15 protein-coding genes are annotated in these 21,965 nt (G+C 67.0%); 6 read left to right on the plus strand and 9 right to left on the minus strand.

Annotated features, from left to right (window positions below):
* A partial coding sequence (lipA, locus tag DBZ45_RS08250) for a lipoyl synthase (RefSeq protein WP_111903451.1) occupies positions 1-996 on the minus strand: 996 nt, incomplete at its 3' end.
* Positions 993-1,661, minus strand: a complete 669-nt coding sequence (gene lipB, locus DBZ45_RS08255) for a lipoyl(octanoyl) transferase LipB (protein WP_111903452.1) — start codon at positions 1,659-1,661, stop codon at positions 993-995. The genes lipB and lipA, both read right to left, overlap by 4 nt.
* Before the next feature lie 165 nt (positions 1,662-1,826).
* Here lipB and DBZ45_RS08260 point away from each other — a divergent pair, with 165 nt between their 5' ends.
* On the plus strand, positions 1,827-3,671 hold the full coding sequence (locus DBZ45_RS08260) for a serine/threonine protein kinase (RefSeq protein ID WP_223256986.1): 1,845 nt from the start codon (positions 1,827-1,829) through the stop codon (positions 3,669-3,671).
* Between the two features lie 36 nt (positions 3,672-3,707).
* On the opposite strand, the gene DBZ45_RS08265 is transcribed toward DBZ45_RS08260, so the two are convergent.
* A complete protein-coding gene (locus DBZ45_RS08265) occupies positions 3,708-4,601 on the minus strand; it encodes a TIGR01777 family oxidoreductase (RefSeq protein ID WP_111903453.1) in 894 nt (297 codons plus the stop codon).
* A 73-nt stretch (positions 4,602-4,674) separates the two neighbouring features.
* On the opposite strand from DBZ45_RS08265, the gene DBZ45_RS08270 reads away from it, so the two are divergent.
* On the plus strand, positions 4,675-8,247 hold the full coding sequence (locus tag DBZ45_RS08270) for a S41 family peptidase (protein ID WP_111903454.1): 3,573 nt from the start codon (positions 4,675-4,677) through the stop codon (positions 8,245-8,247).
* Between the two features lie 87 nt (positions 8,248-8,334).
* Here DBZ45_RS08270 and DBZ45_RS08275 read toward each other — a convergent pair whose 3' ends face one another.
* From DBZ45_RS08275 to DBZ45_RS08295, 5 genes are all read right to left on the minus strand, one after another.
* A complete protein-coding gene (locus DBZ45_RS08275) occupies positions 8,335-8,763 on the minus strand; it encodes an OsmC family protein (RefSeq protein ID WP_111903455.1) in 429 nt (142 codons plus the stop codon).
* A 195-nt stretch (positions 8,764-8,958) separates the two neighbouring features.
* The gene (locus DBZ45_RS08280; RefSeq protein ID WP_111903456.1) at positions 8,959-9,309 is read right to left on the minus strand and encodes a hypothetical protein; all 351 of its coding nucleotides are present in this window, start codon (positions 9,307-9,309) and stop codon (positions 8,959-8,961) included.
* Positions 9,310-9,442: 133 nt separating this feature from the next.
* Positions 9,443-11,191 carry a 2-oxoglutarate dehydrogenase, E2 component, dihydrolipoamide succinyltransferase gene (gene sucB / locus DBZ45_RS08285; RefSeq protein WP_111903457.1) on the minus strand — a complete coding sequence of 583 codons (1,749 nt, stop codon included), beginning with the start codon at positions 11,189-11,191 and terminating at the stop codon, positions 9,443-9,445.
* 117 nt (positions 11,192-11,308) lie between these two features.
* The gene (gene lpdA, locus DBZ45_RS08290; protein WP_111903458.1) at positions 11,309-12,691 is read right to left on the minus strand and encodes a dihydrolipoyl dehydrogenase; all 1,383 of its coding nucleotides are present in this window, start codon (positions 12,689-12,691) and stop codon (positions 11,309-11,311) included.
* Between the two features lie 256 nt (positions 12,692-12,947).
* A complete protein-coding gene (locus DBZ45_RS08295) occupies positions 12,948-14,465 on the minus strand; it encodes a leucyl aminopeptidase (protein ID WP_111903459.1) in 1,518 nt (505 codons plus the stop codon).
* Positions 14,466-14,671: 206 nt separating this feature from the next.
* On the opposite strand from DBZ45_RS08295, the gene DBZ45_RS08300 reads away from it, so the two are divergent.
* From DBZ45_RS08300 to DBZ45_RS08315, 4 genes are all read left to right on the plus strand, one after another.
* Entirely contained in the window at positions 14,672-15,610 is a 939-nt protein-coding gene (locus DBZ45_RS08300) for a proteasome assembly chaperone family protein (RefSeq protein ID WP_111903460.1), read from the plus strand.
* A gap of 93 nt (positions 15,611-15,703) precedes the next feature.
* The gene (locus tag DBZ45_RS08305; protein WP_111903461.1) at positions 15,704-17,044 is read left to right on the plus strand and encodes an MFS transporter; all 1,341 of its coding nucleotides are present in this window, start codon (positions 15,704-15,706) and stop codon (positions 17,042-17,044) included.
* Between the two features lie 81 nt (positions 17,045-17,125).
* On the plus strand, positions 17,126-18,508 hold the full coding sequence (locus DBZ45_RS08310; protein WP_111903462.1) for a DUF4192 family protein: 1,383 nt from the start codon (positions 17,126-17,128) through the stop codon (positions 18,506-18,508).
* A gap of 309 nt (positions 18,509-18,817) precedes the next feature.
* Positions 18,818-20,086 carry an RNA polymerase sigma factor gene (locus DBZ45_RS08315; protein WP_111903463.1) on the plus strand — a complete coding sequence of 423 codons (1,269 nt, stop codon included), beginning with the start codon at positions 18,818-18,820 and terminating at the stop codon, positions 20,084-20,086.
* A gap of 218 nt (positions 20,087-20,304) precedes the next feature.
* Here the strand turns inward: DBZ45_RS08315 and DBZ45_RS08320 are convergent, their stop codons facing one another.
* Entirely contained in the window at positions 20,305-21,903 is a 1,599-nt protein-coding gene (locus DBZ45_RS08320) for an HNH endonuclease (RefSeq protein ID WP_111903464.1), read from the minus strand.
* Between the last annotated feature and the right edge of the window lie 62 nt (positions 21,904-21,965).

Genomic DNA, 21,965 nt, shown 5'->3' on the forward strand with positions numbered 1-21,965 from the left:
CGCGAGCAGGGAGCTGGCTTCCTGGCGGGTGGATCCGGAGGATTCGATGTGGGCGAGTTCGGCGGGGATTTCCCAGCCCTTTTTGCGCATGGCGGTGGCCCAGAGCCGGCCGGCGCGGTAGGAGGAGCGGACCAGGGGCCCGGACATGACGCCGAGGAACCCGATCTCCTCGGCTTCGTGCTGGAGGTCCACGAATTCCTGGGGTTTGACCCAGCGGTCCACCGGGAGGTGGCGTTCGGAGGGGCGCAGGTACTGGGTGATGGTGATCAGGTCGCAGCCTGCCTGGTGCAGGTCGCGGAGGGCCTCGGAGATCTCTTCGCGGGTTTCGCCCATGCCCAGGATCAGGTTGGACTTGGTGACCATGCCCAGGTTCCGGCCCTGGGTGATGACGTCAAGGGAGCGTTCGTAGCGGAAGGCGGGCCGGATCCGCTTGAAGATCCGGGGCACGGTTTCGACGTTGTGCGCGAACACCTCGGGTTTGGAGTCGCAGATCGCGGCGATGTGTTCGGGTTTGCCGGAGAAGTCCGGGATGAGCAGTTCGACGCCGGTGCCGGGGTTCAGTTCGTGGATCTTGCGGACGGTTTCGGCGTAGAGCCAGACGCCTTCGTCCTCGACGTCGTCACGGGCAACGCCGGTGACGGTCGCGTAGCGCAGGGCCATGGCCTGGACGGAGCGGGCCACCTTGGTGGGTTCGAACCTGTCCACGGGGGAGGGTTTGCCGGTGTCGATCTGGCAGAAGTCGCAGCGGCGGGTGCATTCGGAGCCGCCGATCAGGAAGGTGGCTTCCTTGTCTTCCCAGCATTCGAAGATGTTGGGGCAGCCGGCCTCTTCGCAGACGGTGTGCAGGCCTTCCTTCTTGACCAGGTTTTTGAGCTGGACGAATTCCGGGCCCATCTGGACCTTGGCCTTGATCCAGTCCGGTTTGCGTTCCACCGGGGTGGCCGCATTGCGCTGCTCGATCCGCAGCATTTTCCGGCCTTCTGGTGCCAGTGTCACAGGAGTGCTCCTTCGGGGGTTGCAACTAGGGCGTCTTCATTGTTGCGCAGTTCCTCGGTGATCCGCGAAACGAGATCGGCGGGAGATATGTCGCGGCCGGTTTCCTGAGCGATGGTGGTCACGCCGGCATCGGTGATTCCGCAGGCGATGATCTGGCCGTAGGGAGCGAGGTCGTTGTTGCAGTTGATGGCGAAGCCGTGCATGGTCACGCCCTGGCTGACCCGGATGCCGATGGCGGCGATCTTGCGGGCAGGACCCTTGGCATCCTCCTCGATCCAGACACCCGCACGCCCCTTGATCCGGACGGCCGGGATGCCATAGTCCGCGAGCACGGCGATGATCACGGCCTCCAGACGCTCCACGTAGTCGCGGATGCCGGCCTTGTTCTTCAGCTTGATGATCGGGTATCCGATGAGCTGGCCCGGTCCGTGCCAGGTGAGCTTGCCGCCGCGGTCCACCGGAACGACGGGGGTGCCGTCGAAGGGCCGTTCGTGGTCCTCGGTCAGCTTTCCAGCCGTGTAGACGGCGGCGTGTTCCAGGAGGAGTACCGTGCTGGGGGCCTTGCCGGCCAGGACATTTTCATGGATTTCGCGCTGGAGGTCCCAGGCGTGGCTGTAATCGACGAAATCCGGGGCAAGACCGAGCGTTGTGAACTCAAGAGTCATGCGTTCCAGCTTAGACCTCAGGCGGTGTCCTGCCCGTCAGTGTGCCCAAGCTCTCATGCCTCCCCGGTCACATTCCGAGCTACTCCTCCTGCGGACGGTGAAGTACCCGCGCCTGCCTGTGGATAACTTCTGCGGGGACTGCCGGTTTCCGGTATTCCTTAAGCCATGGACCAGCACAGCTTGGAAAGCCACAGCCTGGAGAGCCACAGCCTGGACAATCACAGCCTGGAAAACCAGGACGCGCACATGTACGGTCCCGGGGGAGCGGCACCTGCCGTCCAGGGCTACTCCGTCTGCCGTCGGCTTGGCCGTGGCGGCAGTGCCGAAGTGTGGCTGGTTTCGCAGGACACCACCGGCGTGAAGCTTGCGCTGAAGTGCTTCGGCCGGCCGCCGGGCAGTGTTCGAACCAGCGCTGCTGCAGCAGCCATTGTTGAACCCGGCGCTGCTGACCCACGGCCTGCTGTGACGCGGGAGGAGGATGTCCGCCGGGAACTCCTGGTCATGTCCATGCTTGACCACGAACACCTGGTCAAGGCCTATGGCGTGGTCAGGACTGATGAACCCGGCCGGTCGGATGGACCTGGAGAGGGCAGCTTCGGCCTGCTGATGGACTACGCCGCCGGCGGCTCGCTCCAGCAGCTGGTAACGGCGAGGGGCACTCTGAGTGTTGGCGAGACGGTCACGGTCCTGACGCCGATCGCACAGGCATTGGGCTATCTGCACGGCAAGGGCTTCACGCACTCCGACGTCGCACCCGGCAATGTACTCTTCACCGCCCATGGAAAGCCCCTGTTGGCAGACCTCGGCGTGGCGCGGATAGTGGGGGACGCTTCCGGTGTTCCGGATCTGCACACCGACGGCTTCACTGATCCGGCTCCGGTGGACGCGGTCCGGGCAGGACTGCAGCCGGAGCGTGACGTCTATGCGGCCGCTGCCCTGGGCTGGTACTGCCTGACCGGGCAGCCCCCTCCGCCATCCGCGGTCAGGCCACCCCTCGCCCTGCTTGTTCCGGACGTGCCGGCGGAGCTGGCGGCAGCCCTGGAGGCGGGGCTCAGCGACGACCGCCGGCAACGTCCGGCGGCCGCCGAGCTTGCCACGGCTGTGTACCGCAGCGCGGCCGCCACACCTGTGGACCTGTCCCGTTCGGTGCATGACACCGTCCTGCCCGAGTTGCTGACACGCAGGCCGGTCCCGCCATCCGGCGGACGGCTGAGGAAGCGCCTGCTCGCCTGGCGCCGGCGGCTGAAGACCACGGGATGGGGCAGGTCCCTGGGCCGGCTGTCACCGCGCGGAGGGCCGGCGGGAACGGGCCATGCCCTCTCGCTCCGGCACGCGGCTGTCAGGCAAGCCGGAGTCAGTAACGCTGCCGGCCATGCCGGGGTTCGGCATGCCGCTGTCCGGCGCTCGTCGGCCAGGCACGGGACAGGGACGCAAAGCAGCCGCCGCCTGGCAGTGGCGGGCGGTGTGCTCACTGCGGCAGTGCTTGCCGGTGCTGGCCTTCTGGGACTGCCAGGTGCGGCGCAGGAGTGGGCCCCAGCTGTGCAGGAAGTGGGCCTCCCGGCGTCCAGCCCCGGATCCCCGCCAGGTGTCGGCCTGCCGGATGATGTCCGGCGGCGGCTCGCGGCGAAGGATCCGGCGGAAGCGGTCCTCGGACTGGCACAGCTGCGTTCGCTGGCTCTGCGGGAGGGCAGGCTGCACCTGCTCGACGACGTGAACGCCCCGAACACCCCGGCCCAGGCCGCAGACAGACGGATCCGCGCTTCCCTGGAGGAAACCGGGACTGTGCTGGCTGGGTTCACCACGAGCCTGTCCGGGGCGCGCTGCCTGCCCGAAAGCACGCCTGCGCGGGCAGTGGTGGCGGTGACGTCGTCCACCTCGGCCTACGAGGAGCGGTCGGCCGGAGGCACCGTCGTGGCGACCGGAGCGCGGCAGCGGGATGTGGGGCTGCGGCTGGTCCTTGTCCCGGTGGAGGGTCGCTGGCGCATCGCCGACATCCTGCCGGCGGACTGAATCACCAACCGATTTATCGCCAACTGAACCGGACAGCTACTTTTCGCCGACCACCCACCCGGCGGCCAGCGCCACCGACGGGTGGTCCCACGTGAACCCGCTGTCCCGGAGCAGGGTCGGTTCGATCCGCTGGCTGGCGAGCAGGAGTTCGTCGGCCAGCTTCCCCATGACGAGGCGCAGCGCCGGTGCCGGCGCGCGCAGCAGCGCAGGCCGGTGAAGCGCCTTTGCGAGCCCGGCCACGAGGTTGTTCACGTCGGCGGCTTCCGGTGCCGCAACATTCACGGGACCGGAATTCCCGGACGTAAGGAGGAACCCGAACGCTGAGGTGAGGTCGGGGAGGGTGATCCATGGCCAGTACTGCCGGCCGTTCCCCAGAGGACCGCCAATGCCTGCCCGCAGCAGGGGCAACAGGCGTCCCATGGCACCGCCCGACCGGCTCAGCACCACTGCGGTCCGCGGGGTCACAACCCGGACTCCGGACGGGGCCTCGTGGGCTGCGGCTTCCCACTCGACGCAGATGCGCGCCATGATGCCTTGCCCGGCGGGGGAATTCTCCGTCAGGGTGGAGTGCCCGGCGTCGCCGTAGTAGCCGGCCCCGGACTGGCTGATGAACGTCGGGGGCGGCGAGCTGAGGCGGCGCATGGCCGAGGTAAGCGTCCGCGTGGGATCGAGGCGCGACCGGAACAGCTCGTCAATCCTGTGCGGTGTCCATGGCCTGGCGCCGATGTTTGCGCCGGAAAGATTGATGACGGCGTCGGCTCCCTCGAGGGAGGCCGGGTCCAGAGTTGCGGTCGCGGGATCCCAGCGGATTTCCGACGGGGACGACGGCGGCCGCCTCACTAGCCGGACGACGTCGTGCCCGTCGGAGGTGAGGCGGGAGGAGAGTGCGGTTCCGATGAGCCCGGAGGCGCCGGCCATGACGATGCGCATGATCCATCTCACCATGCCCGGCACGGCAGGGCACCTCCCCGGCGGCTCATGTCACGTTGACTATGATCGAACGATGACCTCTTCGAGTTACCTCCGGTTCCCTCATGTTCACGGCGATCTGGTCACGTTTGTGGCCGAGGACGACGTCTGGATTGCCCCCCTCAGCGGCGGCCGCGCCTGGCGTGTTTCCTCGCTCCAGCTGCCGGCCCGCAATCCGCGCTTTACGCCTGACGGAACGAAGCTGGTCTGGACGGTCGTGCAGGGGACGGCCCCCGAGGTGGTCATCGCCGACGTTGACGGCGGCGGGTACCGCCAGCTGACTTTCTTCGGGCACAGCACCACCCGGGTTAAAGGTTTTACCCCCGCGGGGGACATCGTGGTCACCAGTGCGTTCCGGCAGGCCGAGAGCCGCCACACGCACGCTTACCGGCTGTCCACGGACGGCGGCTGGGCTGAGGAGCTCCCGCTGGGACCGGTCGAGTCCGTGGCGTTCGGCCCGGAACTCGGAGACGAAAAGCCTGTGGTGGTGGGCAGCGTGCTGTCCCGCGAACCGGCCTGGTGGAAGCGCTACCGTGGCGGCACTGCCGGCAAGCTCTGGATCGACGGCGACGGAAACGGCGAGTTTGAGCGGCTCCTGCCGGAGCTGGACGGCAACCTGGCCGACCCCATGTGGGTAGACGGGCGCATTGCCTTCCTCTCAGACCACGAAGGCTACGGCAACCTGTACTCGGTCCTGCCCGGCGGCGGGGACCTGCGGCGCCACACCGACCACGAGGACTTCTACGTCCGCCACGCTTCCACGGACGGAAAGCGCGTCATCTTCGAATCGGCCGGTGAGCTCTGGCTCCTGCATGACTTGGGGTCCGAGGCCGTCCGGCTTGAGATCACGCTTGGATCGGCGTCCCAGGGCCGCCGTCCCTCGCTCCTCAAGGTCTCCAAGCACCTCGGCGACGTCCGGCCGGACACCGCGGGGGAAGCCAGTGCTGTGGAGGCCCACGGAACAATCCACTGGCTCCGGCACAACGACGGGCCGTCCCGCGTGGTCGAGGCGACGGCCGGCGTGCGCGCCCGCCTGCCCCGTCCGCTTCCGGACGGCCGCATCGCATACGTGGCTGACCACGACGGCGACGAGGCCCTGTTCATCAGGGAAATCGCCCCGCAAGTCCCGGCGCACGATGCCGCAGGCCATGCTGCCGCAAAGGCCGCAGCGGCGGCCAAGACCGGCGCTGCCCCGGACAGCACACCCGCCGGGGATCAGCCCGACGCTGTGGCGCCGGCAGTTCCCCTGCCCAGCCCTGTTTCCGCCGCGGGCGTCGCGGGGCCACGCGCCACTCACCCAGTGGCCGACGACGCTGCTGCCGACCTCGCTCCGGCGGAGGCAGCGACCGGGACCGCGGCCGAAACAACGGCCGGCCAGGCAACCGGCACCGCTGCGGCCGAATCGGGCCCGCTCACGGTCCGGTTCCCCAGGCCTTCACGCGCCAGCGCCATCGAAGCCAGCCCCGACGGCCGCTGGATTGCGATTGGAACCGCTTTCGGCGACCTGTACATTGCTGGCACCCAGGACGGGGCGCTGACGGCGGTAACCAGCATTGGCGAGGGCAGCATTGAGGACTTGGCCTGGTCGCCGGACTCCGCCTGGCTGGCCTGGTCTGAACCAGTGACGTCCTTTGGGTCACGCAGCCGCCTGCGCCTGGTCCGCGCCAACGCCCCGGAGGCAAAGGCCGGAGAGGCTGCCATTGTGGAGGTGACGGACGGCCGGTTCCGGGACGAATCGCCGTCGTTCTCCCCGGACGGCAAGTTCCTGGCCTTCCTCTCGAACCGCAGCTTCGATCCCGTCTACGACGGCCACTCCTTTGACCTTTCCTTCCCCAGCCCCATCAAGCCCTACCTCGTGGCACTCGCGGCGGACACCGCTTCGCCGTTCGGCCCCAGCGTCGCCCTGGCGGACGGCATCGACGGGCAGGGCGGAACAGCCCAGGCTGACGCGACGGCCGAAGGCACGACGGCGCCGACCGCCGTGAAGGTGGACCCCGAAGGCCTCGCCCACCGGGTCATCAGCGTCCCGGTTCCGCAGGGCAACTACACCGCGCTGACCGCCGCCGACGGGGCGCTGCTGTGGCTCGACAGTGCCCTCGCCGGCGTCACCGGGGAGGGCAGGGCGAGCCTGGAGGATAAGCACGCCGCCCCGAGCCTGGTCCGCTTTGACCTGGCCAAGCGCAAGAGCACCACCCTCGTGGACTCCTTGGACAGCTACCGCCTGTCCGGCGACCGCAAGAAGGTGGTCCTGGTCCACGACAAGCAGGTCCGGGTGGTGCCGTCCGACGCCAAGGCTGACGAGGACTCCGGCCAGCTGATCAAGGTGGACCTCACGCGCATCCGCGTTCTGATGGAGCCGCTGAGCGTGTGGGGCCAGGCGTTCGACGAGGCATGGCGGCTGCAGCGTGACTTCTTCTGGACCGAGGACATGGCCGGCCAGGACTGGGACTCCATCCACGCCCGCTACCGTCCGCTGGTGGAGCGGCTCGGATCGCATGACGACCTGGTGGACCTGCTGTGGGAGCTGCACGGCGAGCTCGGCACGTCCCACGCCTACGTGCGCCCGGCGGCAGCTACCGAAAACGGCAGCAACGGCCAGGGCCGGCTGGGTGCCGACCTCGCGTTCAACGGCGAGGGCTGGGAAATCGAGCGCATCCTGGCCGGCGAATCGTCGGACCCGCTGGCCACCTCGCCGCTGACCCGGCCGGGCGCCGACGCGAAGGCCGGGGACGTCCTGCTGGCAATCGACGGTGTGCGCCTGACGGAGTCGCTGACCCCGGCCATGCAGCTCGTGGGCGCGGCGGGACGTGCGGTGGAACTGACCATCCGCAACGGCGCCGGCCACGGCCCGGCAGCCGGAGCCCAGCGCCGGATAGCGATCGTTCCCATCAAGGATGAGGAACGCCTGCGGTACCAGGACTGGGTAAATGCCAACCGCCGCACAGTACGCGAAGCGTCGGACGGCAAGTTCGGCTACCTGCATATCCCGGACATGCTGGCCAACGGCTGGGCGCAGCTTCACCGCGACCTGGACACCGAGACGGCGCTTGACGGCCTGATCGTGGATGTGCGCCGCAACCGTGGCGGGCACACCTCGCAGCTGGTGGCAGAACTGATCGGGCGGAAGGTGACGGGGTGGAGCATGCCCCGCGGCGAAAAGCCCCGCACCTATCCGCACCACGCGCCGCGCGGTCCGGTCATCATCCTGGCCGACGAATTTGCCGGCTCCGACGGCGACATCATCACGCAGGTCTCGAAGCTGCGTGGCATCGGCCCGGTTATCGGCACCCGCACCTGGGGCGGCGTGGTCGGCATCGACAACCGTTTCACGCTGGCCGACGGGACCGGGGTGACCCAGCCCCGCTACGCTACGTGGTTCAGCGGCGGCGTGGGCTGGAGCGTCGAAAACCACGGCGTGGCTCCGGACATCGAGGTGACCTTCCCCCCGCACGCGTATGCTGCCCGCCGGGACCCGCAGCTGGAGTCCGGCATCACGGCGCTGAAGGAGATGGTGCAGGAGCTTCCCACGGACCGGCCGCCGGCCCGCGAGGGCTACCGCCGGCTGCGCCCGGAGCCGCTGCCGGCCCGCCGGCACAGCCAGGCATAGCCGAACAAACAACAAGGGCCCTGTTCCCGACTGGATTTACCAGGGGAACAGGGCCCTTTCTGATCCTAAATGACCAGGACTTTAAGATCAGGAGGCCAGCGTGGCGTCCAGGGTGATCTCGATGCCGGTCAGGGCCTGCGATACGGGGCAGCCCTTCTTGGCGGATTCAGCGATGCGCTGGAAGTCCTCCTCGGAGATGCCCGGGATGCGGGCGTTCAGGGTCAGGTGGCTGCCGGTGATGCCGGTACCGGGCTGGAAGCCAACTTCTGCCTTGGTGTTGACTTCGTCCGGGGTGAAGCCGGCCTGGCTCAGCTCGTGGCTGAACGCCATGGAGAAGCATGCGGAGTGCGCCGCGGCGATGAGTTCTTCGGGGCTGGTCTTGCCGCCTGCCGCTTCGGTGCGGGCCTTCCAGGTGACGTCGAACGTGCCGAGGCCCGAGCTGTCCAGCGTAGTGTTGCCTGAACCCTCCGTCAGGCTGCCGGTCCATACAGTGTGCGCGTTGCGTGTTGTAGCCATGTCACTCCTCAACGTTGATTCGATCCGGGGGTCCGGCGCCTGCCAGAGCCCCGCCGCTACTAATCCTATGGATTAGGTGCCCCCGGTGCACGGGTTGTCCGCTGTCAGAGGATTATGACCGGAAGCGCCAAAACGACGACGGCGACGCCCCCGCGGGAGGGGCGTCGCCGTCGTCGTTGGCATGGCAGGGGGCGGTTACCGCCAGAGTGTCGCGATAGCGACGTTCAGCAGTGCCAGCCCGCCCACGCTGTGGGCCAGGCCGGTGGAGATCGGCTCACCCTTCTTGTACTTGCGGCGGCCGATGAAGGCCAGCACGCCGACGACCAGGGCAACGCCGAACTTAATGCCCAGCTTGGCATAGTTGGCGTCCATGTCGAGCGCGGGGATCAGGCCCATCATCACGATGCCGGTGAGGAGCTGGAGTGCAGCGCCGTCGAACTGCCGGGGATGGACGGTCGGCTTCTTCATGTTGCCGATCCAGATGCCGACGATCATGGCGGCGCCGACGATGTGCAGGAAGACCATGACGTTATAGACGATGTTCATGGCACCAGTCTAGCCAGATCCTTCTACACGCCGTAGTAAGACACAGCCGCATAGAAAAGCGGCGGCGGCCGCCCGGCACTCCGGTGGTTTCCCACCAGGAGCCGGACGGCCGCCGCCGTCGAAAGGCTGGAGCCTAGAGTCCCAGGTCCGCTTCGAACGCGCCTTCTTCGAGGCGGGCCTTCAGCGTCTGCAGGAAGCGACCGGCGTCCGCACCGTCCACCAGGCGGTGGTCGTAGGTGAGGGACAGGTACATCATGGAGCGGATGGCGATCGAGTCGTCACCGTTCTCGTCCTGGACCACCACGGGGCGCTTGACGATCGCACCGGTGCCCAGGATGCCGACCTGCGGCTGGTTGATGATCGGGGTGTCGAACAGCGCACCCACGGAACCGATGTTGGTGATGCTGAACGTACCGCCGGACAGTTCGTCCGGGCCGATCTTGCCGTTGCGGGTGCGGTCCGCGACGTCGGCGATCTTGGCGGCCAGGCCGGCGAGGTTCAGGCTTCCGGCGTCGGAGATGACCGGAACCAGCAGGCCCTTGTCCGTGTCGACGGCGATCGCCAGGTGCTCGGCGTTGTGGTACGTGATTTCCTGCTTGTCCTCGTCGTACGCAGCGTTGAGCGTAGCGTGCTGCTTGAGGGCTTCGGCCACGGCCTTGGCGATGAAGGGCAGGAAGGTGAGCTTGACGCCGTTCTGGGCCTGGAACGAGTTCTTGGCCTTCAGGCGCAGCTTGGCCACCTTGGTCATGTCCACTTCGTGCACCTGGGTCAGCTGGGTGGAAACATCCAGTGACTCACGCATGCGGCGGGCGATGACCTGGCGGATCCTCGGCGCCTTCTTCACAGTGCCGCGCAGCGAGGACGCTGCGGCCGACGGAGCGGCGGAAGCTGCAGGGGCTGCCTGCGCTGCGGCTGCCGGAGCGGCCTTGGATTCGGCAGCGGCCAGGACGTCCTGCTTGCGGATGCGGCCGCCGACGCCCGTGCCGGAGACGGAGGCGATGTCCACGCCGTGCTGGTTGGCGAGCTTGCGGACCAGGGGAGTGACGTAGCCGGACTCTCCGCCCGCGGCCGGGGCGGCCTGCGGTGCGGCTGCTTCCTGCGGAGCCGGTGCAGCCTGCGGTGCCGGTGCTGGCTCGGGAGCAGGCGCGGGTGCTGCCTGCGGAGCAGGCGCTTCGGCGGGCTTCTCGGCTGCCGGGGCGGGCTGTTCCGCTGCGGGGGCGGCGGGGGCCTCGGCGGGCTTCTCGGGAGCCGCAGCAGGAGCAGCGGCTCCCGAACCGATGACGGCGAGGACGGAGCCAACCTCGGCGGTCTCGTCCTCGTTGACGCGGATTTCCTGCAGCGTGCCGGCCACGGGGGACGGGATCTCGGTGTCTACCTTGTCGGTGGAGACCTCGAGCAGCGGCTCATCAACTTCAACGGTGTCGCCTATGGCCTTGAGCCAGCGGGTGACGGTGCCTTCGGTGACGCTCTCGCCAAGTGCCGGCAGGGTGACCTCGTGGCCTTCGCCGGAGGAGGCGGGGGCTGCTTCCGCGGCAGGTGCTTCCTGGGCGGGTGCTGCTGCGGGTGCCTCTTCGGCCGGTGCTGCTGCAGGCGCCTCTTCGGCGGGTGCTGCTGCGGGTGCCTCTTCGGCAGCTCCGCCGCCCGAGCCGTCACCGATGCGCACCAGCGGGGCGCCAACTTCAGCGGTCTCATCTTCGGCGACGAGGATTTCCTCGATGACGCCGGCGATCGGAGAGGGGATTTCAGTGTCTACTTTGTCGGTGGAAACCTCGAGCAGCGGTTCGTCCACCTCTACCCGGTCACCTACCTGCTTGAGCCAGCGGGTGACAGTTCCTTCGGTGACGCTCTCACCGAGGGCGGGCAAGTTAACGGATTCAGACATGTCGTCCCCGTTCTCCTTTATTGATCTAAAGTGCGGATGAATTGCTGCATTGTTCGGGCCCGGTGCACCCTGCTGTTCGAGCCGGTGCACCAGGCCCTTAGTGTCTTGCGGAACGAATTAGCCGTGGAGGGGCTTGCCGGCCAGCGCCAGGTGCGCCTCGCCCAGGGCTTCGTTCTGGGTCGGGTGGGCGTGGACCAGCTGGGCCACGTCCTCGGGGTAGGCTTCCCAGTTCACGATCAGCTGGGCTTCGCCGATCTGCTCGCCCATGCGGGCACCGATCATGTGGACGCCGACGACGGGGCCGTCCTTCTGGCGGACCAGCTTGACGATGCCGCTGGTGCCCAGGATGGAGCTCTTGCCGTTTCCGGCCAGGTTGTACTCCTGGGTTTCCACCTGGTCGTCGCCGAACTTGGCCTTGGCGGCCTTCTCGGTGTAGCCGACCGTCGCAATTTCCGGCTCGGAGTAGGTGACCTTGGGGATGTTGACGTCCTCGACGATGACGGGCTTGAGGCCGGCGATCTCTTCGGCGACGAAGATGCCCTGCTGGTAGCCGCGGTGCGCGAGCTGGACGCCGGGGACAATGTCACCGACGGCGTAAATGTTGCCGACGCCGGTGTGCAGGCGCTCGTTGGTGATGACGAAGCCGCGGTCGATGTTCAGGCCGGCCTCTTCGTAGCCGAGGTTGGCCGTGACAGGTCCGCGGCCCACGGCCACGAGCAGGAGGTCGGCTTCGAAGGTCTTGCCGTCCACAAGGGTGACCTTGACGCCGTCGTTGTTCTGTTCGACGCCCTGGAAGAAGACGCCGGTGGAGAACTTGATGCCGCGCTTCTTGAAGGCACGCTCAAAGTTCTTGACAATGGTGGCGTCCTCATTCGGGACGAGGGAGGGCAGGCCTTCAACGATCGTTACGTCAACGCCGAAGGACTTCCATACCGAGGCGAACTCGACGCCGATCACGCCGCCGCCCAGGATGATTGCGCTCTTGGGGATGTAGTCCATGGTGAGGGCTTCGTCGGAGGTGATGACCTTGCCGCCGATTTCCAGGCCCGGCAGGGAGCGGGAGTAGGATCCCGTGGCGAGAACGATGTTCTTGCCCTTGTAGGCCGTGCCGTTCACGACGACGGTGTCGGTGCCCTGCAGCTTGCCTTCACCCTCGATGACGGTGATGCCCTTGGACTTGATCAGGCCCTGCAGGCCCTTGTACTTGCCGGCGATGATGCCGTCTTTGTAGGCGTTGACAGCAGTGATGTCGATGCTGTCCAGGGTGACGTTCACACCGTACTTGGCGGAGTCGCGGGCGTGGTCTGCCAGTTCGGCCGAGTGCAGCAGCGCCTTGGTGGGGATGCAGCCGTTGTGGAGGCAGGTACCGCCGAGCTTGCCCTTCTCCACGAGGCCAACGGTGAAGCCAAGCTGAACGGCCCGGAGAGCCGTGGCGTACCCGCCGCTGCCACCACCGAGTACCAGGATGTCGAATTCTTGCGCAGTTGCCTGATCGGCCACTTAGACGCTCCCTCGCGTGAACGATGACACGAGAGTACGCATCATCTGGTCTTGGAAATTGCTCTGCCGTGATTATGCCAGCAGGCCATTTCCCTTTCATTTGTGACTACCGTGGTTCACCTTAGCGAACCACTTATCCATGCTCCACCTTGCCGGTGCTTTTGTGGAGCGCTTGTGTCGAGTGTCACGCGGCTGTGTGGCGAGCGGATCGCGCTGCCACACAGCCGCGGCACACCGGCCTGTGTGGGTAATAGACCTAGGCCAGGAGATCCTCGACATAGGCCACCAGGGTGCGCACGGTGCAGCCGGTGCCCTGCTTCGGCGTGTAACCGTAGGGCGCCCCGTTGTTGAACGACGGTCCGGCGATGTCGATGTGCGCCCACGGGATGGTCTGGCCGCCCTTGTCCTTGCCGACGAACTCGCGCAGGAACACGGCCGCTGTCATCATGCCGCCGTGGCGCTCACCGATGTTGGCGATGTCCGCCACCTGGGAGTCGAGGCTCGGCCGCAGCTCGTCCGGCAGGGGCATCGGCCACACGAGCTCGCCGGCCCTGTCCGCGGCGGCCTTTAGCGGGCCGGTCACGCTGTCCGCGCCCATGATGCCGGCGGTGCGGTTCCCGAGCGCGATCAGTTGGGCGCCGGTGAGGGTGGCAACGTCGATGATGGCGTCCGGGTATTCCTGGCTTGCCGCGACGATGCCGTCGGCCATCACCAGCCGGCCTTCGGCGTCGGTGTTCAGCACTTCCACCGTCTTGCCACCGAACATGGTCAGCACGTCGGCGGGACGGGAGGCGGCGCCGGAGGGCATGTTCTCGGCAATGCACAGCCATGCGGTTGCCTTGACGGGCAGCCCCAGGCCCGCGATGGCCAGCACCGTGTTAAGCACGACGGCGGCTCCCGCCATGTCGCTCTTCATGTCACCCATGCCGAGGGCCGGCTTGATGGAAATGCCGCCGGTGTCGAAGGTGATCCCCTTGCCGACCAGTGCGATTTTCCGGGTGGCCTTGGCGGGGGAGTACTCCACCTTGACGAGCCGGGGCTGCCGGGCGGAGCCTTTGCCGACGCCCATGATGCCGCCGAAGCCCTCCTTCTCCAGGCGCTTTTCGTCCCAGACCGTGACCTTGACGGGCAGTCCCTTGGACAGTTCCTTGGCGGCGTCGGCGAACGACTCGGGGTAAAGGTGGCTCGGCGGCTGGTTCACGAGCGAGCGCGTGGCGTTGACGGCCTTGCCCAGCAGGCGGGCACGGTCAAGTGCGGCGTTCAGGTCCTTGTCGCCGGCCAGTTCAGTGAAGATGGCGACGTTGGCCACGGGGTCCTTGAGGCCGTCCTTGGACGAACGGAACTCGGTGAAGGAGTACGCGCCCAGCGCGGCACCCTCGGCGATGGCGGCAACATCGGCGATATTCGCCGTCGGGAAGGCCAGCGTGACCGAGGACAGGCCGGCAAGCTGACGGACTGCGGAGCCGGCGGCGCGGCGCAGCGCCTCGCCTGAAACCTTTCCTCCGGCGTCGACCTTGCCGACGCCTGCCAGGACAAGGATTCCGGAGCCCGTTTCCGGAAGGCCGGGAAGGCGGACCGCCTGGTCCGGAGCGCCGGTGATGCCGAGGACCTTCAGGGAGTCGGCCAATGCCTCGACGGACTTCGCAGTCAACGGGTTCTCCAGCAGGAACGGACCGTGCGTGCCCTGTCCGACGCCGATGACCACTGCGTCGCTTGCCGCCTTCTTCACGTCCCTTGCAATGGCACTAAGGTTGACTTCAGTATTCTTGACCACGAGGATCGGTCCTCAATTCTCTGTGATTGTTCGGGCAGGGAGCGCAGGCAAAAGGAGCCAATTCCGATCGTAGTCTCTCGTGCCGCAACTGCGGGGAAGCGCCGGGAGCCGGGCCGGTTGAGAGCCGCGCCACAGCGCGCCGAGGAATGACGCCGCTCTGCCGGGCGTTATGCAGATTAACTCCCTGACCACGAAAGGAACTCACCGTGTTTGAAAGGATTTCCGGCTCGCTGCTGGACCCCGACGCGCTCTATGCCAAGAACATTGGGCTGTTCCATAACCCTGAGCTCCGCGGGCTGAACCTGGTGATGGGCTTCACCGGTTTCGCCGATGCCGGCCACGTGGTCCGGCAGATCACGGACGAATTGCTGGACACGCTCGACTCCGAACGTGTGGCCGTGTTCGACGCGGACCAGCTGATGGATTACCGGTCCCGGCGCCCGCATGTGAGCTTTGTCGAGGACCATCTGCAGGACTACCAGCCGCCCACCCTGGCCCTGTACAGGCTGGTTGACGGGCTGGGCAAGCCCTTCCTGTTCCTCGCCGGTTTCGAGCCGGATCTGCAGTGGGAACGCTTTGCCCGCGCCGTGGTGCAGATCGTCGAGGCACTGGACGTCAACCTGGTGACCTGGATCCACTCGATTCCCATGCCCGTGCCCCACACCCGTCCGGTGGGGGTGACAGTGCACGGCAACCGGCCCGAACTCATTGAAGGCATCTCCTCCTGGAAGCCGACCGTTGAAGTGCCGGCCGCCGTCGGGCATGTCCTGGAACTCCGCCTGGCCGACGCCGGCCGCAATGTTGCGGGGTACGTCATCCACGTGCCGCACTACCTGGCCGAGGCGGAGTACCCCACCGCTGCTGTGGCCGGGCTGGAATACCTGGGGGCCGCCACCTCGCTGATGCTGCCGACGGACAGGCTGCGCGAGTCCGGCCGTGAAGTGGGCCGGCAGATTGCCGAGCAGATCGAGGCCTCGGAGGAAGTCCAGCAGGTGGTGGCCCGGCTCGAGGCCCGCTACGACGAAAAGGCCGAGGGCACGGTGCGCCGGTCCCTGCTCGCGAACGAGAACGATGAACTGCCCGACGGCGATGCCTTGGGCGCGGCCGTGGAGGCCTACCTCGCCCGGGAGAATCCCGGGACGTAAGCCCCGTCACGGGTAGGCATAAGACTCGTCACTGCAGGACCAAAACCGGGTGCATTAAATAGTATTTTTGTTCGCGCTGAGGATAATAAAAGGGTGACTGCACCCCGCGCCTGGCTCATCTGGTCCATCGGCATCTTCTCGTACCTCGTGGCTGTAACGCAGCGTACGTCGTTCGGTGTGGTCGGGCTGGAGGCCACCGAGAGGTTCCACGCCAGCGCCTCGGCCATCTCCTTTTTCACGGTGCTGCAGCTGCTGGTGTACGCCGGCTTACAGATCCCGGTGGGCGTGCTGGTGGACAGGTTAGGCTCCCGCGCCATGATCGCCGGGGGCGCCCTGCTGATGGGCCTGGGACAGCTGCAGCTGGCGTTTGCGGACAGCGTCCCGGCAGGTGTGCTGGGCCGCGTGCTCGTGGGTGCCGGCGACGCCATGACCTTCATCTCCGTCATCCGGCTGATTCCGCTGTGGTTCGCGCCCGCCCGGGTTCCGCTGCTGACCCAGCTGACCGGCATGTCCGGCCAGCTCGGCCAGCTGCTGAGCGTGGTGCCGTTCGCCTTCGTCCTGCACACCGCGGGCTGGACCCCGGCGTTCCTTGCACTGGCCGGATTCTCCGGTGTCGCCGTCGTGCTGGTGGTCCTGATGCTGCAGGACGTGCCGCCCGGCACGCCCAAGCAGGACGCTGCCAAGGGGCTGCGCGCCACGGGCGTTTCCCTGTCGCGCGCGTGGAAGCAGCCGGGAACGCGGCTGGGAATGTGGAGCCACTTCACCATCCAGTTCAGCGGCACCGTATTCGCGATGACCTGGGGTTACCCGTTCCTGATTTCGGCGCAGGGGCTCGACGCCGGCACCGTCGCCTCGCTCATGTCCCTCTACGTGGCAGGCGCCATCGGCGCCGGGCCGCTGATCGGACGCTTCGTTGCGCGGCACCCCCTCCGGCGCTCCACGATGGTCCTCCTCCTCGTTGCTGCCACCGCGGCAGCCTGGGCAGCCGTGCTGCTGTATCCCGGCCGCTCACCGCTTTGGCTGCTGGCGGTCCTCATCGTGGTGCTGGCCATCGGCGGCCCGGGTTCCATGATCGGCTTCGACTTCGCCCGCACGTTTAACCCGGCCCACCGGATCGGGACCGCCACGGGCATCGTCAACGTCGGCGGCTTCTTCGCGGCGCTGATGGCCATCTACCTGATCGGCGCCGTCCTGGACATCCTCAACTCGACGGGCTTTTCCCGCGGGGAGCTCTACGGACTGGAGCCGTTCCGCATCGCGCTCTGCGTTCACTTCCTGATCCTCGGCGTTGGCTCCGTCGCCATGCTGGTGGTCCGGCGCAAGGTCCGCAGGCAAATGGCGGCCCAGGGCGTGGTGGTGCCTCCGCTGTTGCAGGCAATGGCCCAGCAGCGCAGAGCGCGGATTGCCCGCCGCAGGACTCCTTTCCGCGATTAGGTTTTGTTCCTGCTGTCTCCGTTGTCCACATACGGAATCTTCCTGTCGCACCGGCCGTGACCGCCGTCGGAAGCTGTTTCCATGACAGCACCCGAGCACCTCATTATCAGCGGACCCGAAGACATTCTTGGCTACATCCCGCACAGCCTTGGCTACTGGCCGTCGCAGAGCCTCGTGGCCATGACCATGCAGGGCAAGCGCCTCGTAGCGACGCTTCGGGTCGACCTCCCGGAGGACTGTGGACGCCGCGGCCGGGAGGGATTCGCCAGGACTGTGGCGGAGTACCTTCTGGCGGACAAGGAAGCCGACGGCACGCTGCTGGTCTTCTTTGACGACGGTCTTGGCGACGGCGGTTTTGGCGACAGCTTTGGCGACGACGGCTTTTTCGACGACGGCAGGGAAGGTGCGGCGGCGTTGTCCTTCCGGCCCTTACTGGCCGATCTGGAATGCGCGCTCGGCCTGGCCGGCATGCCGGTGCGGGATGCCTGGCGCGTCGGCAACGAGTACTGGCGCAACATCTACTGCACTGACAGCAGCTGCTGCCCACCGCCAGGCCGGCCTATCGCCGAGATCCGGGACAGCAGGCTCAATGCCGAAATGGTGTATCTGGGCAGCAGCGTCGGCGCCCCTCCCGGTACTCCTTCGCCCGGCGCAACGGACATTCCGGCAGCGGACGACGCCGTTGTCATGGCAACTGAAAGCGAGTGGACTCTGGCTCTGGCCGGGAAGGGGAACCAACGGGCCCAGTTCGACGCGGTCCTCGATGCCTGGGCAGCTGCGCTGGAAGCCCTTTCGCCTGAAGCCGTCCCGGGGGGAGGCGTCCCCGGGGGATCGGCGCTGCTTGCCGCCCGTTCACTCCCAGGCGTTCCAGACGGCGGGCTTGAACCGGAACTCGCAGGCTTCCTGCGCGCGTCCCTCCGTGTTCCGGCCTGGCGCGACGCCGTCCTGGTCATGGCTGCCGCGGGGCGCCCCGCAGCGGCCGCAGGTGCGGAGGCCTTTGGGATTTTCTCCGCGGGGGAGGGATTGCCTGTGTCCTGCCCGCCGCTGCCGGAACCGCAAGCGACTGCGAGCTGCCCCGAACAAGGGCAGGCACCAAGCAACCCCAACCAGCCGGCGGCCTCCAGCTGCGGCCCGGATGCCCTGCCCGGCTATGGCGAAGTCCTGTTGGGCCTGAGTCCACCCGTGCCGGACTGGGACACGCTGAATCGCCTGGAGGGCCTGATGGTGGAGCTCTCGTGCGGCGGGGGTGAGGCAAAGGCGGCGGCACTAACGGCCGCCGGCTGGATCGAATGGTGCCGCGGGAAGGGTTCCTTCGCGCACGCATCATTGACCCGGGCTCTGGAAGCCAGCCCGGGATACCGGTTGGCCGAGCTGTTGTCCGAGGTGGTCCGGCGTGGAACGATCTGCGGCTGGGCGGGGCGCCGTGAAGCCGCATGGCAGAAATTCGGATCGGACGCTGCGTAGAGCAAGGTGACTAGAGCAAGGTGACTAGAGCAAGGGGCCGGTCGAAGCCGACACGCCCTGCCGGCGGGGTCCATTACGGCCCGATCGGCCCCTGGCGCGGAAAATCGTGAGACAATGGAGGCCGAGACCCGGTTGGGTCCGTGAATCAATGCTTGCAGTGGCTCCCATTCGGGAACATTGCGGCCGCCCCGGCAGTTCTACTTAGTGGCCCTGTCGGTCGGATGCATCTGATGTGAATCACGGACTTGACAGGGTCATAGTGGTGTTGCCCGAAGGTGACTCCACAGACCGCCGCTAGAAAGGTTTTCTGTGACCCCGTCTTCCGCGAAGAAGGAACCCGCCGCCCTGGCCGTTGAAACTGCCGAGGAGAAGCCGGCGGCATCCAGCGCCAAGCGTGCCGCCCCCCGTGCCGCTGGGAAGCCCGAGCCCAAGAAGCGCGGACCCAAGCCCGGAGCCAAGGCTGCCGCCGAAGCTGCCGGAAGCCGCTCAACCGATGACGACGCGGAAGTCGAGGAGGACCTCGACGACGCGCAGCCCGACACCGCTGATCTAGTCGATGAACCCGACGAAGCCGGCAAGGAAGCCGCAGCGCCTACCGGTTCGGGATTCGTTTACTCTGACGCCGATGACGACGATGCACCTGTCCAGCAGGTCATGTCGGCAGGCGCCACCGCCGACCCCGTCAAGGACTACCTGAAGCAGATCGGCAAGGTAGCCCTCCTTAACGCCGAACAGGAAGTTGACCTCGCGCTCCGCATTGAGGCAGGCCTGTTCGCCGAAGAGAAGATCGCCGCCGACGACGGCTCCATGGACCCGAAATACAAGCGCGAGCTTGAGTTCATCATCCATGACGGCAAGCGCGCCAAGAACCACCTGCTCGAGGCCAACCTCCGCCTCGTGGTGTCACTGGCCAAGCGCTACACCGGGCGCGGCATGCTGTTCCTGGACCTGATCCAGGAAGGCAACCTCGGCCTTATCCGTGCCGTCGAGAAGTTCGATTACACCAAGGGCTTCAAGTTCTCCACCTACGCCACGTGGTGGATCCGCCAGGCCATCACCCGCGCCATGGCGGACCAGGCCCGCACCATCCGTATCCCGGTGCACATGGTGGAAGTCATCAACAAGCTGGCCCGTGTCCAGCGCCAGATGCTGCAGGACCTGGGCCGCGAACCCACGCCCGAAGAATTGGCGCTCGAGCTCGACATGACCCCCGAGAAGGTCGTCGAGGTCCAGAAGTACGGCCGCGAGCCTATTTCGCTGCACACCCCGCTTGGCGAGGACGGCGACTCCGAGTTCGGCGACCTGATCGAGGACTCCGAAGCCGTGGTACCGGCCGACGCTGTGAGCTTCACCTTGCTGCAGGAACAGCTGCACTCCGTGCTGGACACCCTGTCCGAGCGCGAAGCCGGTGTTGTTGCCATGCGGTTCGGCCTCACGGATGGCCAGCCGAAGACTTTAGACGAAATCGGCAAGGTCTACGGCGTTACCCGTGAGCGTATCCGTCAGATCGAATCCAAGACCATGTCCAAGCTCCGCCACCCGTCCCGGTCGCAGGTCCTGCGGGACTACCTGGACTAGGAATCGCTGGGCTAGTCACACGAACAAAGGCCAGGCCTTCCGCCGGAAATCGGCGGCAGGCCTGGCCTTTGTCGTACCCGGGTATCCCATTGTTGGCACGCGAGACCGGACGCGATGAATATGGGCGTACGCAGGCGGTCGGGTTTCGGGTGCACAAGCCCCGGCGCGGGTGGGCGTTGGCCCGCGACCCTCGGCTACGCGGAGACCATGTGCAAGGTTTAGCCATCAGAGAGACTGATGCCGCCCCAGCCGGGTCCCGATAGTCCGCTCCCTGGCAGTGGAGGCGCGGTGGAGCGGTAGGTGTGGCCGGTGGGCGTGGTGAGTTCGATGGTGTGCCGGGGTCCGGGTTTGGGTTTTGCTTTCCAGCCGGTGAGTTCTTTGGTGTGGTTGCACGCCTCGCACAGTCCCGCGCCGTTACTTATCGAGGTGGGGCCGCCGTCGTGCCAGGGGATGATGTGGTCGTGGTGGCGGATGGGGGCGTCGCAGTAGGGTGTGCGGCAGGTGTCGTCGCGGATTTGGATGAAGCGGCGCAGCGGTGCCGGGAAGAGACGCCTGCGCGAGTCCATGGCCACCAGGTCGCCGGTTCCTGGGGCGGTGTAGAGCCGCCGGACCCAGGTCTTGAGTTCCTTCACAGCGGCTGAGTCGATCTCTGCCGAACCGCCCATGGTTTGCTGGAGGCGATCCGGCTCTCCTTGCCCTTGCGTGAGGAGGTTCCGCGCCCAGTCGGCGGGGATGATGCCGTAACCAGGAATCCGGGCGGGTTCGCTGTCGCCCTGCAATAGCGTGCGGTCTGTCATGACGAGGTTGAGCTCGATGCCGGTGATGCCGCCGGGGGTGCCGGTGGTCCATTCGACCAGGGTGTCGGCCATGGCCTGGTCTCGGGAGCGCGGATCCCCGCCGGCTCGGAGGGAGTTGGCTTGCCGGGTCAGTGCCGCGAGGACCGCGACGCCCTCGTGGACGGGCAGCAGCACGGTCAGGTAGGTCATGCATTCCGGGGCCGGGCGCAGGCTTACCTTGCGTTCCGAGGCGGCGTGGCTGGCGCGCTGGGCGACGGAACGGGGGTCCCGCCGGATCGCGGCCGACCGGACCGCGGCGATAACGGCGCGGGTTCCAGCGCCGGTGAAGGTACCGGTGTCGGCGGCGAGTTCCTCATCAACGGCGGTCCGGTCCTCCACACTCAAACAGGCGGTCTCTTTCACCACGTGCATGACGCGCTCTTCGTTCAGCTGCCCGGTGTCCAGCGCGCCCAGGGTGTGCGGCATTTCGGCGACCAGAGCTTTAGACATGCCCAGCAGGCGGCCGCCGCGGTGCGGGGACTCGCCCCGGGCCAGCGCGATCTGCTCAGCCGCACCCAGGCCCTGGTCCTTGCCGCGGTCCGTTCCCAGGTCCTCCGCCGCGAGGGGCCCACTGTCGGCGGATTCCTGGCGGAGCCGGGCCTCGAAAGTGACGGAAAGCCGCGCCTGTTGCCCGGCGGCCCAGCACTTGACGTTCTCGTACGCTCGGACCTGGTTGATCAGCCCGGCACTGTCGGAGGTGAGGTCAACTGCCGGGAGAAACCAGCCCGAGGTTGCAGCAGCGCTCGATGGTACGCCGTCGTCAAAGTGGTCCCCGTCAAAAGGACGGTCGGCAAAGAGAACCTCCGGAAACGGGTCCCCCGCAAAGGATGCCGGAAACGCGCCGTCGAGGTCATCGTCATACGGCAACCCGTAGTACGGATCGGCGTCGGGAATCGCGGCGGCGGGGAACGCGGCAACCAGCAGGGTGCCGGCGCCCGGGTGGGCCGCCAGAGCCTTTTCCGATTCCCCAATTCCATCCATAAATACAGCCTGAGGAGGGGGTATGGCATTTAAGCGCGGCAACCGTACCGGGGACAAAGAAA

It is taken from the genome of Arthrobacter globiformis, assembly GCF_003261175.1.
Classification (GTDB): domain Bacteria; phylum Actinomycetota; class Actinomycetes; order Actinomycetales; family Micrococcaceae; genus Arthrobacter; species Arthrobacter globiformis_A.

Coding starts and splice junctions, on each gene's coding strand:
- lipB (WP_111903452.1), bottom strand. CDS start 1,661: ATGACTCTTGAGTTCACAACGCTCGGTCTTGCCCCGGATTTCGTCGAT.
- DBZ45_RS08260 (WP_223256986.1), top strand. CDS start 1,827: ATGGACCAGCACAGCTTGGAAAGCCACAGCCTGGAGAGCCACAGCCTG.
- DBZ45_RS08265 (WP_111903453.1), bottom strand. CDS start 4,601: ATGCGCATCGTCATGGCCGGCGCCTCCGGGCTCATCGGAACCGCACTC.
- DBZ45_RS08270 (WP_111903454.1), top strand. CDS start 4,675: ATGACCTCTTCGAGTTACCTCCGGTTCCCTCATGTTCACGGCGATCTG.
- DBZ45_RS08275 (WP_111903455.1), bottom strand. CDS start 8,763: ATGGCTACAACACGCAACGCGCACACTGTATGGACCGGCAGCCTGACG.
- DBZ45_RS08280 (WP_111903456.1), bottom strand. CDS start 9,309: ATGAACATCGTCTATAACGTCATGGTCTTCCTGCACATCGTCGGCGCC.
- sucB (WP_111903457.1), bottom strand. CDS start 11,191: ATGTCTGAATCCGTTAACTTGCCCGCCCTCGGTGAGAGCGTCACCGAA.
- DBZ45_RS08310 (WP_111903462.1), top strand. CDS start 17,126: ATGACAGCACCCGAGCACCTCATTATCAGCGGACCCGAAGACATTCTT.
- DBZ45_RS08320 (WP_111903464.1), bottom strand. CDS start 21,903: ATGGATGGAATTGGGGAATCGGAAAAGGCTCTGGCGGCCCACCCGGGC.